At 72.0% G+C, this 11,916-nt stretch carries 11 protein-coding genes; 9 read left to right on the top strand and 2 right to left on the bottom strand.

Annotated elements, in window-relative coordinates; genetic code table 11:
* Nucleotides 1-8 precede the first annotated feature (8 nt).
* Nucleotides 9-905 carry a serine hydrolase gene (locus ABZ441_RS06885; RefSeq protein ID WP_358969182.1) on the bottom strand — a complete coding sequence of 299 codons (897 nt, stop codon included), beginning with the start codon at nt 903-905 and terminating at the stop codon, nt 9-11.
* 86 nt (nt 906-991) lie between these two features.
* Here ABZ441_RS06885 and ABZ441_RS06880 point away from each other — a divergent pair, with 86 nt between their 5' ends.
* Nucleotides 992-1,768 carry an SseB family protein gene (locus tag ABZ441_RS06880; protein WP_358969181.1) on the top strand — a complete coding sequence of 259 codons (777 nt, stop codon included), beginning with the start codon at nt 992-994 and terminating at the stop codon, nt 1,766-1,768.
* 64 nt (nt 1,769-1,832) lie between these two features.
* Here ABZ441_RS06880 and ABZ441_RS06875 read toward each other — a convergent pair whose 3' ends face one another.
* Nucleotides 1,833-2,198 carry a DUF1844 domain-containing protein gene (locus ABZ441_RS06875; RefSeq protein ID WP_358969179.1) on the bottom strand — a complete coding sequence of 122 codons (366 nt, stop codon included), beginning with the start codon at nt 2,196-2,198 and terminating at the stop codon, nt 1,833-1,835.
* A 386-nt stretch (nt 2,199-2,584) separates the two neighbouring features.
* Here ABZ441_RS06875 and infC point away from each other — a divergent pair, with 386 nt between their 5' ends.
* The 8 genes from infC to ABZ441_RS06835 all read left to right on the top strand — a co-directional run bounded on the left by infC (nt 2,585) and on the right by ABZ441_RS06835 (nt 11,853).
* The gene (gene infC / locus ABZ441_RS06870) at nt 2,585-3,247 is read left to right on the top strand and encodes a translation initiation factor IF-3 (protein WP_307792746.1); all 663 of its coding nucleotides are present in this window, start codon (nt 2,585-2,587) and stop codon (nt 3,245-3,247) included.
* A gap of 120 nt (nt 3,248-3,367) precedes the next feature.
* Nucleotides 3,368-3,562, top strand: coding sequence for a 50S ribosomal protein L35 (gene rpmI / locus ABZ441_RS06865; RefSeq protein WP_099176763.1), 195 nt, complete (start codon nt 3,368-3,370; stop codon nt 3,560-3,562).
* A gap of 114 nt (nt 3,563-3,676) precedes the next feature.
* The gene (gene rplT / locus ABZ441_RS06860) at nt 3,677-4,060 is read left to right on the top strand and encodes a 50S ribosomal protein L20 (RefSeq protein ID WP_003970214.1); all 384 of its coding nucleotides are present in this window, start codon (nt 3,677-3,679) and stop codon (nt 4,058-4,060) included.
* A 159-nt stretch (nt 4,061-4,219) separates the two neighbouring features.
* On the top strand, nt 4,220-5,059 hold the full coding sequence (locus ABZ441_RS06855) for an RNA methyltransferase (RefSeq protein WP_358969177.1): 840 nt from the start codon (nt 4,220-4,222) through the stop codon (nt 5,057-5,059).
* A gap of 139 nt (nt 5,060-5,198) precedes the next feature.
* Nucleotides 5,199-6,350: an ATP-binding protein gene (locus tag ABZ441_RS06850; protein WP_358969175.1), complete on the top strand. Its 1,152-nt coding sequence runs from the start codon at nt 5,199-5,201 to the stop codon at nt 6,348-6,350.
* Nucleotides 6,351-6,464: 114 nt separating this feature from the next.
* Nucleotides 6,465-7,604: a phenylalanine--tRNA ligase subunit alpha gene (gene pheS / locus ABZ441_RS06845; RefSeq protein ID WP_358969173.1), complete on the top strand. Its 1,140-nt coding sequence runs from the start codon at nt 6,465-6,467 to the stop codon at nt 7,602-7,604.
* Complete coding sequence (gene pheT / locus ABZ441_RS06840) at nt 7,604-10,153, top strand: phenylalanine--tRNA ligase subunit beta (RefSeq protein ID WP_358969172.1); 2,550 nt, start codon at nt 7,604-7,606, stop codon at nt 10,151-10,153. The genes pheS and pheT overlap by 1 nt, the downstream gene beginning before the upstream one ends.
* A gap of 356 nt (nt 10,154-10,509) precedes the next feature.
* The gene (locus ABZ441_RS06835) at nt 10,510-11,853 is read left to right on the top strand and encodes a transcriptional regulator (protein WP_358969170.1); all 1,344 of its coding nucleotides are present in this window, start codon (nt 10,510-10,512) and stop codon (nt 11,851-11,853) included.
* Nucleotides 11,854-11,916: the final 63 nt, after the last annotated feature.

Below are 11,916 nucleotides of genomic sequence, written 5' to 3'. Positions count from 1 at the left end.
GGCCCGCCTCAGCCCGCCGCACCGGCCACGCCGGCCGCCGCCTTCGCGACGGACTCCACGAGGGAGACGCCCGCCTCCTTCGTCGCATGACCGCGCGACAGCACCGCCATCAGCAGGGTGTGCCCACCGCTCTCCACCCGCCCGATGCTGTTGACGTCCCACAGCCCCGTCGTCGTCCGGGGCATCCAGCCGTTCTTCAGCACGGCGTCGGTGCCCGCGGCGGACACCCCCCACCGCTGGTCCGCGTCGACCCGGCCCATCAGCTCCGTCACATAGGCGCGAGAGGCCGCCGACAGCACCGAGTCCGCCCGGGACACCGCCTCCAGCAGCCGCACCTGGTCGGACGCCGTGGTCCGGGTCAGCCCCCATGCGTGCGCGGCCTCCGTCGCGGTCAGCCCGAGCCGTACGTTGGCCGCGTCGAGCCCCTCCTCCCCGCCGATCACCTTGAGCAGTTCGGTGGCCGAGGTGTTGTCGCTGCGCCGGATCATGGCCTCCGCGCACGCGTGCTCCGCGCCGTTCAGCTCCCGGCCCTCGTCCTGCGCCCGCAGCAGCAGGGCCGCCAGGATGTCGACCTTGACGATGCTGGCGGTGTCGTACGACCCGTACCCGTACGCGGCGCCCGCGCCGCTCTCCGTGTCCAGCACGGCCACCGACACGTCGGCGCCGTCCGCCAGGGGTGCCAGCGCGTCGGCCAGCTCCGCGTCGAGATCCACCTCGGGCTCCTCGCTCCGGCCCGCCTCGGCCGGCGGGCTCGACGCGGACGATACGGCGGCCACGGCGGCGGCCGCGTCATCCGGCGAACGACCCACCAGGTACGCGCCTCCCGCGGCGGAACCGGCCAGCAGCACGACGGCGGCGGTCACGAGGCCGGACAGCGCCGGCCTTCGCGTTCTGTGACGGGACATGGCCCGGACGCTGGACAGCGACCCTGGCAGCAGCCTGTGCCCGACCTGTCGCCGAGGTGGGAGAACCGACCCACTACGCTCGTCGTGTGGCGCTCAAGAACATCCCGGACCCCGGTTTCTCCGACGACGACGGCACGGCCTCGCCCGAACTGACGGCGGCCCTCGCCGCCTGGGCCGAGGACCGGACGGCCCTCGGCCCCGTCCTCGCGGCACTGCGCGACGCCCGGCTGCTCGTGCCGGTCGTCGCCGTGCTGGGGGAGGTCGAGGAGGGCGCCGAGGAGGGACGCGAAGCTCCTGGGAAGGGCGGTGGCGGGCGACGGGGGAGCGGGCTGCGCCGCGAGAAGACCAGCGACATGGCCGTGCCGACGCTGCAGGCCGGCGACCGGCGCGCCCTGCCCGCCTTCACCTCCACCGCCGCGCTGGCACGCTGGGACCCGCAGGCGCGCCCCGTCGCCGTACCCCTGCACCAGGCGCTGCAGGCCGCCGCGCACGAGAAGGCGGACACGGTGGTGCTCGACCTCGCCGGGCCCGTCGCCTTCGAGCTGACCGGACCGGCGCTGCTGGCCCTGGCCGAGAACCGGGCCAGTGCGGACCCGCTCGACGACCCCGCCGTCGTCGAGGCGGTGCGGGAGGCGGTCGCCGCCGAGCCCGCGGTGTTGCGTGCCCACCTCGGCCCCGGCACGGCCGACGGCACCCTCGCGCTGGTCCTCGCGCCGGACGCGGTGGTCGCGGAGGCCGCCCGCCGGGTCGCCGACACGCTCTCGGCCAGCGAGGTGCTGCGTGCCCGGCTGGTCCGCGGGATCGACCTGGCACTGCTGCCGCCCGGTGCCGAGGCCCCGGGCAGCCCCCTCTTCAGCCGCTGACGCGCACGAGCCCGCCACCTGTCACAGGCGGCGGGCTCGTCGGGCCGTGGTCCTGGCCGGAGGATCAGCCGTAGACCGGGCCGGTGTACTTCTCGCCCGGGCCCTTCCCGGGCTCGTCCGGTACGAGCGAGGCCTCACGGAAGGCGAGCTGGAGCGACTTCAGGCCGTCGCGCAGCGGCGAGGCGTGGAAGGTGCTGATCTCGGTGGCGCTCGCGTCGAGCAGCCCCGCCAGCGCCTGGACCAGCTTGCGGGCCTCGTCCAGGTCCTTGTGCTCCTCGCCCTCCTCGGTCAGGCCGAGCTTCACGGCCGCCGCGCTCATCAGATTGACGGCGACGGTCACGATCACCTCGACCGCGGGAACCTCCGCGATGTCGCGGGCCATGTCGTCGAAGCCGGGGTTCTCGGTGCTGGGAGTGGTCGTGTCGCTCATGCTCACACGATAAGGCCACGCGGGCGCGCCTCCTGCTGCGGGAGCCGCCCCGGGCAGCGGGTTCGCCGTACCCCCGGGGAGCTGCTAACCTTGTGTAACGACCGGCCGGACACCTATGTGCTCGGCCCACAAGTGGAGGCTCCGATCTCCCACCTGACCGTCCTCCGGGACGGCGGGTCACCGGTCAGGTGGCAACCATCGTTCCGTACGGACGATGGGGCCGCCCGATTGCGCCCCGCGGTTGCACGCGACGGTGTTCCGGTAGTTCCAGGAGCCCCGCCTGTGTCCCGTCCGGGGCATTTCTGCTTTCCCGGCTCGGTTGGTCTTACAGAAGACGTTACGCGGCTGTCCGCCAGGCGGTCGCGTGGTGCTACCGAGGAGGATCCATCAGCGCCGAGCCCCGCATCAACGACCGGATTCGCGTTCCCGAGGTGCGACTGGTCGGTCCCAGCGGCGAGCAGGTCGGGATTGTCCCGCTTGCCAAGGCCCTGGAGCTCGCACAGGAGTACGACCTCGACCTGGTCGAGGTGGCGGCGACAGCCCGTCCCCCCGTGTGCAAGCTCATGGACTACGGGAAGTTCAAGTACGAGTCGGCCATGAAGGCCCGTGAGGCGCGCAAGAACCAGGCGCACACGGTCATCAAGGAAATGAAGCTCCGGCCGAAGATCGACCCGCACGACTACGACACCAAGAAGGGTCACGTCGTCCGGTTCCTCAAGCAGGGGGACAAGGTCAAGATCACGATCATGTTCCGTGGTCGTGAGCAGTCCCGCCCGGAGCTGGGTTTCCGACTGCTCCAGCGTCTCGCTTCGGACGTCGAGGACCTCGGCTTCATCGAGTCGAACCCGAAGCAGGACGGCCGGAACATGATCATGGTTCTGGGCCCGCACAAGAAGAAGACCGAAGCCATGGCCGAAGCCCGCGAGGCCCAGGCCGCCCGCAAGGCGGAGCGTCAGGGAGTCACCCCCGACGCCGAGTCCGAGGGTGACACCGCTGAGGCCCCGGCCGCAGCGGCCGAGGCTCCGGCCGAGACACCTTCCGAGGCGTGACCTCCGGGGGCCGCCACCCAGGCGCCCCCGGGTCCCTCGGAAACCACCCAAAGATCTGACGCCCCCGCAGTCCGGTGCCCGCACCGAGAGGGGCGCCACTGACGAGGAGATAACGGCGCGATGCCGAAGAACAAGACGCACAGCGGTGCCAGCAAGCGCTTCAAGATCACGGGCTCCGGCAAGGTGCTGCGCGAGAAGGCCGGCAAGCGCCACCTGCTCGAGCACAAGTCGTCGAAGAAGACCCGCTCGCTGACCGGCACGGTCGTCGTGGCTCCGGCCGACGCCAAGAAGGTCAAGAAGCTTCTCGGCAAGTGAGGCGCGGCCTCCGGTGAGCCCGGAGGCGCGACCTCGATCCGACCGGGACCAATTCGTTTCCGGGTCGGGTGGGTCCGCACAGAGACCACCTGACCCCGCTGCAAGGAGTTAAAAGTGGCACGCGTCAAGCGGGCAGTAAACGCCCACAAGAAGCGCCGGGCGATCCTCGAGGCCGCCAGCGGTTACCGCGGTCAGCGTTCGCGCCTGTACCGCAAGGCCAAGGAGCAGGTCACCCACTCCCTGGTCTACAACTACAACGACCGCAAGAAGCGCAAGGGCGACTTCCGTCAGCTCTGGATCCAGCGCATCAACGCGGCCGCCCGCCAGAACGGCATGACGTACAACCGCCTCATCCAGGGTCTGAAGGCCGCCAACATCGAGGTGGACCGCAAGATCCTGGCCGAGCTCGCGGTCAACGACGCCAACGCGTTCGCCGCCCTCGTCGAGGTCGCCCAGAAGGCCCTCCCGAGCGACGTCAACGCCCCGAAGGCCGCCTGATCCGGCAGCACTTCCGTCGCCAAGCGTTTACGCCGGACCCGCAGACGCGCGCCGTCTGCGGGTCCGGTGCGTTGCAGCACGTGTCGCGTACGCGGTCAGCCGTACGCGGAGAAACGTACGCAGAGAAGCTGACTTACGCAGAGAGGCTCGCCGCCGACCATGGGCACCCCCGAACTGATCTCCGCGCGATCGCCGCGAGTCGCCGCCGCACGACGGCTGGCCAGGCGTAATTTCCGCGGCAAGGAGCGCAGGTTCATCGCCGAGGGGCCGCAGGCCGTGCGGGAGGCAGCCGCGCACCGGGGCGGCGACGGCGAACCCACGCTGACCGAGCTCTTCGCCACCGTCGAGGCGGCCGACCGGTACGCCGACATCATCGACGCCGCCCGTGCCGCCGGCGCCCGCGTGCACCTCGCGGACGGTGACGTGCTCGCCGACGTCTCGCAGACCGTCACCCCGCAGGGCCTGATCGGCGTCTGCCGTTTCCTGGACTCGCCCTTCGAGGACATCCTCGCGGCGAGGCCCACGCTGGTGGCGGTCCTCGCCCACGTGCGCGACCCCGGTAACGCGGGCACGGTGCTGCGCTGCGCGGACGCCGCCGGCGCGGACGCGGTCGTGCTCACCGACGCCTCCGTGGACCTCTACAACCCCAAGTCGGTCCGGGCCTCCGTCGGGTCGCTCTTCCACCTTCCGGTGGCCGTCGGCGTACCCGTGGAGCAGGCCGTGCGGGGACTCCGGGACGCCGGGGTGCGCATTCTGGCCGCCGACGGCGCCGGTGAGGACGACCTGGACGACGAACTCGACGCGGGCACCATGGGCGGGCCCACCGCCTGGGTGTTCGGCAACGAGGCATGGGGCCTCCCGGAGGAGACGCGTGCCCTGGCCGACGCCGTGATCCGGGTCCCGATCCACGGAAAGGCCGAGAGTCTCAACCTCGCCACCGCCGCCGCCGTCTGCCTCTACGCCTCCGCGCGGGCGCAGCGCCCCCGGCGCGCGGACTGATCCCACCCGCGCCCCACCGATCGATACGGGCCACACCCCGACGGTGACCATCCGAAGGGTGTCGCCCTGCCGCTGACGCCTAGTAGGGTGACGAACTCGGGGGCCCACTGCGCCGGTTCGAGAGGTGGGATACGGGACGATGGCTGTCGGCATGAGCGGGCCGCGAGCGACACACACGGCCGCCGTGCGCGCCCTCCCCGACGAGGCCGGAGGAAGCCCGGCCCTCGGTCCCGCGACGGGCATCGACCCGGACGATCTGCCCGACGGTCTCGTCGTCGCCGACGAGAACGGCAGGGTCGTCTGCTTCAACGCGGCCGCTGCCAGGATCACCGCCACACCCCGGGCCGCCGCGCTCGGCCTCTCGCTGGACCAGGCCTTGCCGCTGGAGGACCTCAAGGGACGACGCTGGTGGGACCTGACCGACCCGTACGGCGGTCTCGCCACCCGCGTCGGCCAGCCCGAGCGCAATCTCCTGCTCCCCGGCGGCCGCGAGGTCCTGGTCTCCGCGCGGTACGTACGCGGGACGCCGACCGGGCCGGTCCGCCGCCTCGTCGTGTCGCTGCGCGGCACCGAGGCGCGCCGGCGCACCGAGCTCAGCCACGCCGAGCTGATCGCCACGGTCGCCCACGAGCTGCGCTCGCCGCTGACCTCCGTCAAGGGCTTCACCGCCACGCTGCTGGCCAAATGGGAGCGGTTCACCGACGACCAGAAGCGGCTGATGCTGGAGACCGTCGACGCGGACGCCAACCGTGTCACCCGGCTCATCGCCGAGCTGCTCGACATCTCCCGGATCGACTCCGGGCGGCTGGAGCTGCGCCGCCAGCCCGTGGACGTCTCCGCGGCCGTCGAACGCCACGTCCAGGCGCTCATCGCGACCGGCCAGGCGCCCGACCGCTTCCTGGTGCACACCCGGCAGCCGCTGCCCGCGCTCTGGGCCGACCCCGACAAGGTCGACCAGGTGCTCGGCAACCTTCTCGAAAACGCGGTGCGGCACGGCGAGGGAACCGTCACAATCGAGATCGCCCCTGCGCCCGCACCGGCGAAGAGCGACGAGAACGGAACGGCAGTCACCGTGAGCGACGAAGGTCCCGGCATCCCCGAGGAGTCGATGGGCCGCGTCTTCACCCGCTTCTGGCGGGGCAGCAAGCGCGGCGGGACCGGCCTGGGCCTGTACATCGTCAAGGGCATCGTCGAGGCGCACGGCGGCACCATCACGGTCGACCGCGCACCCGGTGGCGGCGCGGAATTCCGATTTATTCTGCCCGTGAGCACGCCGGCCTACCTGGCCTGAGCGGCCCACGGGCTTCTTCGCCCCCCGGCGGCCCGTAGACTCGGCTTTTGGCACCTTTGCGTCCTCAGTCGTCCAACCAGGGTCGCCACCAGCCAATCGGAAGCACGGGAAGAGATGTCGGCACCGAACAAGTCGTACGACCCAGTCGAGGTCGAGGCACTGAAACCGGAAGAGATCGAGCGCCTGCGGGACGAGGCGTTCGCCGCCTTCGCCGCCGCGGGCGACCTCGACGCGCTCGCCCAGGCGAAGACCGCGCACACCGGTGGTACCTCGCCCCTGTCGCTCGCCAACCGCGAGATCGGCGCGCTGCCGCCGCAGGCCAAGGCCGAGGCGGGCAAGCGCGTGGGCCAGGCCCGCGGCGCCGTCTCCAAGGCTCTGGCCGCACGCCAGACCGAGCTGGAGGCCGAGCGTGACGCCCGGGTGCTGGTCGAGGAGGCGGTGGACGTCACCCTGCCGTACGACCGCACACCGGCCGGTGCGCGCCACCCCCTGACGACCATCATGGAGCGCGTCGCCGACGTCTTCGTGGCCATGGGCTACGAGATCGCCGAGGGCCCCGAGGCCGAGGCGGAGTGGTTCAACTTCGACGCCCTGAACTTCGTGCCCGACCACCCGGCCCGGCAGATGCAGGACACCTTCTTCGTCCAGGGCACGACGCCCGACGGGAAGCCCACCACGGGTGACGAGTCCGGCATCGTGCTGCGTACGCACACCTCGCCGGTCCAGGCCCGCTCCCTGCTCAGCCGCAAGCCCCCCGTCTACGTGGTCTGCCCCGGCCGGGTCTACCGCACCGACGAGCTCGACGCCACGCACACCCCGGTCTTCCACCAGATCGAGCTGCTCGCCGTCGACGAGGGCCTCACCATGGCCGACCTCAAGGGCACCCTGGACCACATGGTCCAGGCGCTCTTCGGCCCGGACATGAAGACCCGGCTCCGGCCGAACTTCTTCCCGTTCACCGAGCCGTCCGCCGAGATGGACATGGTCTGCTACGTCTGCCGCGGCGAGTCCGTCGGCAACCCCGACCGCCCCTGCCGCACCTGCGGCAGCGAGGGCTGGATCGAGCTCGGCGGCTGCGGCATGGTCAACCCCAAGGTGCTCGTCGCCTGCGGTGTCGACCCCGAGAAGTACAGCGGATTCGCCTTCGGGTTCGGCATCGAGCGGATGCTGATGTTCCGCCACAACGTCGAAGACATGCGAGACATGGTCGAGGGTGACGTCCGGTTCACCCGGCCGTTCGGGATGGAGATCTGATGCGCGTCCCGCTTTCCTGGCTGCGGGAGTACGTCGACCTGCCGGCGACGGAGACCGGCCGTGACGTACAGGCCAAGCTCGTCGCCGTGGGCCTCGAGGTCGAGACCGTCGAGCAGACCGGCGCCGGCCTCAAGGGCCCCCTGGCCGTCGGACAGGTCCTGACCATCGAGGAGCTGGAGGGCTTCAAGAAGCCCATCCGCTTCTGCACGGTCGACGTCGGCACCGCCAACGGCACCGGTGAACCGCAGGAGATCGTCTGCGGCGCACGCAACTTCTCCGTCGGCGACAAGGTCGTCGTGGTCCTCCCGGGCGCCGTCCTGCCCGGTGACTTCGCGATCGCCGCGCGCAAGACGTACGGCAAGACCTCGCACGGCATGATCTGCTCCACCGACGAGCTCGGCATGGGCGACGACGGCACGCACGGCATCATCGTGCTGCCGCCCGAGTACGAGCCCGGCACCGACGCGATCGAGCTCCTGGAACTCGTCGACGAGGTCCTCGACATCGCCGTCACCCCGGACCGCGGCTACGCCCTCTCGATGCGCGGTGTCGCCCGTGAGACCGCCGTCGCGTACGGGCTGCCCCTGCGCGACCCGGCGCTCCTGGACGTGCCCGCGCCCAACGCGTACGGCTACCCGGTGAAGGTGTCCGACCCGATCGGGTGCGGCAACTTCACCGCGCGTACCGTCACCGGCCTGCGGCCCGAGGCCCGTTCCCCGATCTGGATGCAGCGCAGGCTGCAGAAGGCCGGGATGCGCACGGTCTCGCTCGCCGTCGACATCACCAACTACGTGATGCTGGAGCTCGGCCAGCCGCTGCACGCCTACGACCGCACCCGGATCGACGGGCCGATCGGGGTGCGCCGCGCCGAGCAGGGCGAGAAGCTCGTCACGCTCGACGGTGTCAAGCGCGTCCTGGACGCCCAGGACCTGGTCATCACCGACGACCGCGGGCCGATCGGCCTCGCGGGCGTCATGGGCGGTGCCCACACCGAGATCGCCGATGTGGCCGAGGACGCCGGGACCACCGAGGTCGTCATCGAGGCCGCGCACTTCGACGCGATCTCGATCGCCCGGACGGCACGCCGGCACAAGCTGTCCTCCGAGGCGTCCAGGCGCTTCGAGCGCGGCGTCGACCCGCAGGCCGCCGCCGCTGCCGCGCAGCGCACGGTCGACCTGCTGGTCCTCCTCGCGGGCGGCACGGCGGAGGCGGGCGTCACCGAGTTCAGCGCCCCGTCCGCGCCCCACACCATCGCGATGCCCGCGGACCACCCGGACAAGGTGGCCGGTGTCTCCTACGGCCGCGAGACCGTCGTACGCCGGCTCCAGCAGGTCGGCTGCGACGTCTACGGGCAGGACGAGCTGATCGTCACGGTGCCCTCCTGGCGCCCCGACCTCGCCGCGCCGAACGACCTGGCCGAGGAGGTCATCCGGCTGGAGGGGTACGAGAACCTTCCCTCCACCCTGCCGACGCCGCCGTCCGGCCGTGGGCTCACCGACCGCCAGCGGCTGCACCGGCGCATCGGCCGGGCACTCGCCGGCGCCGGATACGTCGAGGCGCTCAGCTACCCGTTCATCGGCGACGCCGTCCTGGACCAGCTCGGCCTGGACGCGGACGACGCACGCCGCCGTACGGTGAAGCTCGTCAACCCGCTCTCCGACGAGGAGCCCGCGCTGCGCACCACGCTGCTGCCGGGCCTGCTCGGCGCACTGCGGCGCAACGACGGCCGCGGCAGCCACGACCTCGCGCTCTTCGAGACAGGCCTGGTCTTCATTCCCCAGGCTCCCGGCCTCGCCGGAGCAGGGGAGACCCCACTGACCGGCGAGGAGACCAAGGCCGAACGGCTGCCCGTCGACCGCCGTCCCACCGACGAGGAGATCGCCGGCCTGGACGCGGCACTCCCGCGCCAGCCGCGCCGCGCCGCCGTCGTCCTCGCGGGCGCCCGCGAGCAGGCCGGCTGGTGGGGCAGGGGACGCCCCGCCGACTGGGCGGACTCCGTCGAGGCGGCGCGAGCCATCGCCCGAGAGGCGGGCGTCGAGGTCACGGTCCGCGCCGACCGGCACGCACCGTGGCACCCGGGCCGCTGCGCCGCGCTGTATGTCACGGTGAACGGCGAGGAGACCCTCTTCGGACACGCGGGCGAACTGCACCCGCGTGTCATCAAGGACCTCCACCTGCCCGAGCGCAGCTGCGCCATGGAGGTCGAGCTCGACGTCCTGGAGCAGGCCGTCGACGGCGCGCTCCAGGCTCCCCGGATCTCCACCTTCCCGGTGGCGACCCAGGACGTCGCGCTCGTCGTCGCGGGTGACGTCCCCGCCGACGCGGTCGAGAGGGCCCTGCGCGACGGCGCCGGTGAGCTCCTCGAATCGCTGCGGCTGTTCGACGTCTTCACCGGCGAGCAGATCGGTGAGGGCAGGAAGTCCCTGGCGTACGCGCTGCGGTTCCGTGCCGCGGACCGGACGCTGACCGTCGAGGAGGCCTCGGCCGCCCGCGACACCGCGGTCGCCCTGGCCGCCCAGCGCACCGGTGCGGTGCTGCGCGGCGCGTAGTCGGCACAGGCGGTGAGAAGGGGCGTATCCGGTGAACGGATACGCCCCTTCTGTCTCGCCGGACGGCCCTGGGACCGCACCCGTGCCTGCTGCCATCGGGACAGCGGGTCGTGCGGTCCGGCGCCGCCCGCCCTGCCACGGAGTGTCGGGCAGGCCGGCAGGACGAACGGCGCGGGGCAGGTCGTCGAACTGTACGAGGGGGAGCCGACGACCCGGCCGCCTCTTGCGAGGCACTCATTCAAGCGAGCGGCGCACGGGCGCGGCAGAGCGCACAGCAGGACGGTTCGGGCATTCCGTTCACACCCCGTGTGAATCGTGCTCCACTAGGCTCATTGCGACGCGTACATGGGGGGGCAATGGAGCCCAACGTCCTGCTCGAATCCCTGATCGACGAGGCGGGTGTGTCCCGCGCCGGGCTCGCCGGTCATGTCAACCAGGCCGGTCGTGCCCGCGGGCTGTGCCTGCGCTACGAACACACGGCTGTCAGCCGCTGGCTCAAGGGCCAGCGTCCGCGCGGGCAGGTCCCCGACCTGATCTGCGAGGTCCTCGCGGGTCGGCTGGACCGGCCCGTCACGCTCGACGACATCGGCATGGGGATCTCCGGGATGCACCCGGCCGCGGCCCAGGGTGGCGGCCTCTCCGGGTTCGTCGAGCACGCGACCGCCCTGTGGCGTTCCGACGAACAGCAGCGTCCGCACCTCGCCGCCGCGCCCGCCGTCACGGGCACGACAGCCGTGATGCCGGTCTGGGAGTGGGAGAACCCACCCGAGGACGCCGATGTCTCCCGCCCCGGCCCGTCCCGCGTGAGCATGGCGGACATAGTGATGCTCCGGGCGGCCCGCGCGCACTACGAGCAGATGTACCGCAAGGCGGGCGGTATCGCGACCAGGGCCCGCATCGTCGGCTTCCTCAACGCCGAGACCGCGCCGCTGCTGCGCGGCGGGTACAGCGACGCCACGGGCCGCCGCCTCCACCGCGCGGCCGCCGGGCTGGTGGCAGTCGCGGGGATCTGCGCCTACGACTCCGACGCCCACGGACTCGCCCAGCGCTACTTCCACCAGGCCCTGCGCCTGGCCAAGGCCGGCGGGGACCGGGGCCTCGGCGGATACGTGATCGCGCTGCTGGTGAACCAGTCACTGCACCTGGCCGAATACAGGCGCTCCGTCGCCTTCGCCGAGGCCGCACTGCGCGCGGCGGGCCCGCACATCACCCCGGCGCTGGCGGCCGATCTGCACGCGATGCAGGCCAAGGCGTACGCCCGGCTCCGTGACCACCGCAGCGCTCTGGTGTGCATCCGCCGTGCCGAGGCCGAGGCCGGCCGTATCCGGAGCGGCGGCGAACCGGACGAGACGGGGTATGTGCAGCCGGGCCTCGTCAACGTCCAGGTGGCGGAGGCTCTGCTGTGTCTCGGGGATCTCCCCGCTGCCCGGGAGCACGCGGCGGTGGCCGTACGCTCCCCGGCGCACGATCGCGGGACCGTGCACCGGCTCGCCATGCTCACCCATCTCGAACTGCTTCAGGGAGAGGCCGACAGAGCCGCCCGCACGGCCTCGGAAATGGCGGAACGTGCTTGGGGCATGGAATCCCAGCGGCTCCGGGAACGCCTGCGCTCCGTACGGGAGCATCTGGCCGTGAGCGGCAGCACCGACGCCCGAGCGGCAGCAAGCCTCATCGACGGGGCGCTGCGCGTGCCTCTGTGAGCCCCGCCCGAGGACTGCTCACGCGTTCCCCAGCGAAGCGGACCCTGCTCCGATATTGCCATC

Source organism: Streptomyces sp. NPDC005752 (genome assembly GCF_040630715.1).
In the GTDB taxonomy this organism is placed as follows: Bacteria; Actinomycetota; Actinomycetes; order Streptomycetales; family Streptomycetaceae; genus Streptomyces.
Note: the sequence above shows the minus strand (reverse complement) of the source record. Positions and strands in the feature narration are given on the sequence as shown.

What these genes read in the sequence shown, in the direction of transcription:
- ABZ441_RS06885 (WP_358969182.1), bottom strand. Translation starts at nt 905, where the DNA reads ATGTCCCGTCACAGAACGCGAAGGCCGGCGCTGTCCGGCCTCGTGACC.
- ABZ441_RS06875 (WP_358969179.1), bottom strand. Translation starts at nt 2,198, where the DNA reads ATGAGCGACACGACCACTCCCAGCACCGAGAACCCCGGCTTCGACGAC.
- rpmI (WP_099176763.1), top strand. Translation starts at nt 3,368, where the DNA reads ATGCCGAAGAACAAGACGCACAGCGGTGCCAGCAAGCGCTTCAAGATC.
- ABZ441_RS06855 (WP_358969177.1), top strand. Translation starts at nt 4,220, where the DNA reads ATGGGCACCCCCGAACTGATCTCCGCGCGATCGCCGCGAGTCGCCGCC.
- ABZ441_RS06850 (WP_358969175.1), top strand. Translation starts at nt 5,199, where the DNA reads ATGGCTGTCGGCATGAGCGGGCCGCGAGCGACACACACGGCCGCCGTG.
- pheS (WP_358969173.1), top strand. Translation starts at nt 6,465, where the DNA reads ATGTCGGCACCGAACAAGTCGTACGACCCAGTCGAGGTCGAGGCACTG.
- pheT (WP_358969172.1), top strand. Translation starts at nt 7,604, where the DNA reads ATGCGCGTCCCGCTTTCCTGGCTGCGGGAGTACGTCGACCTGCCGGCG.
- ABZ441_RS06835 (WP_358969170.1), top strand. Translation starts at nt 10,510, where the DNA reads ATGGAGCCCAACGTCCTGCTCGAATCCCTGATCGACGAGGCGGGTGTG.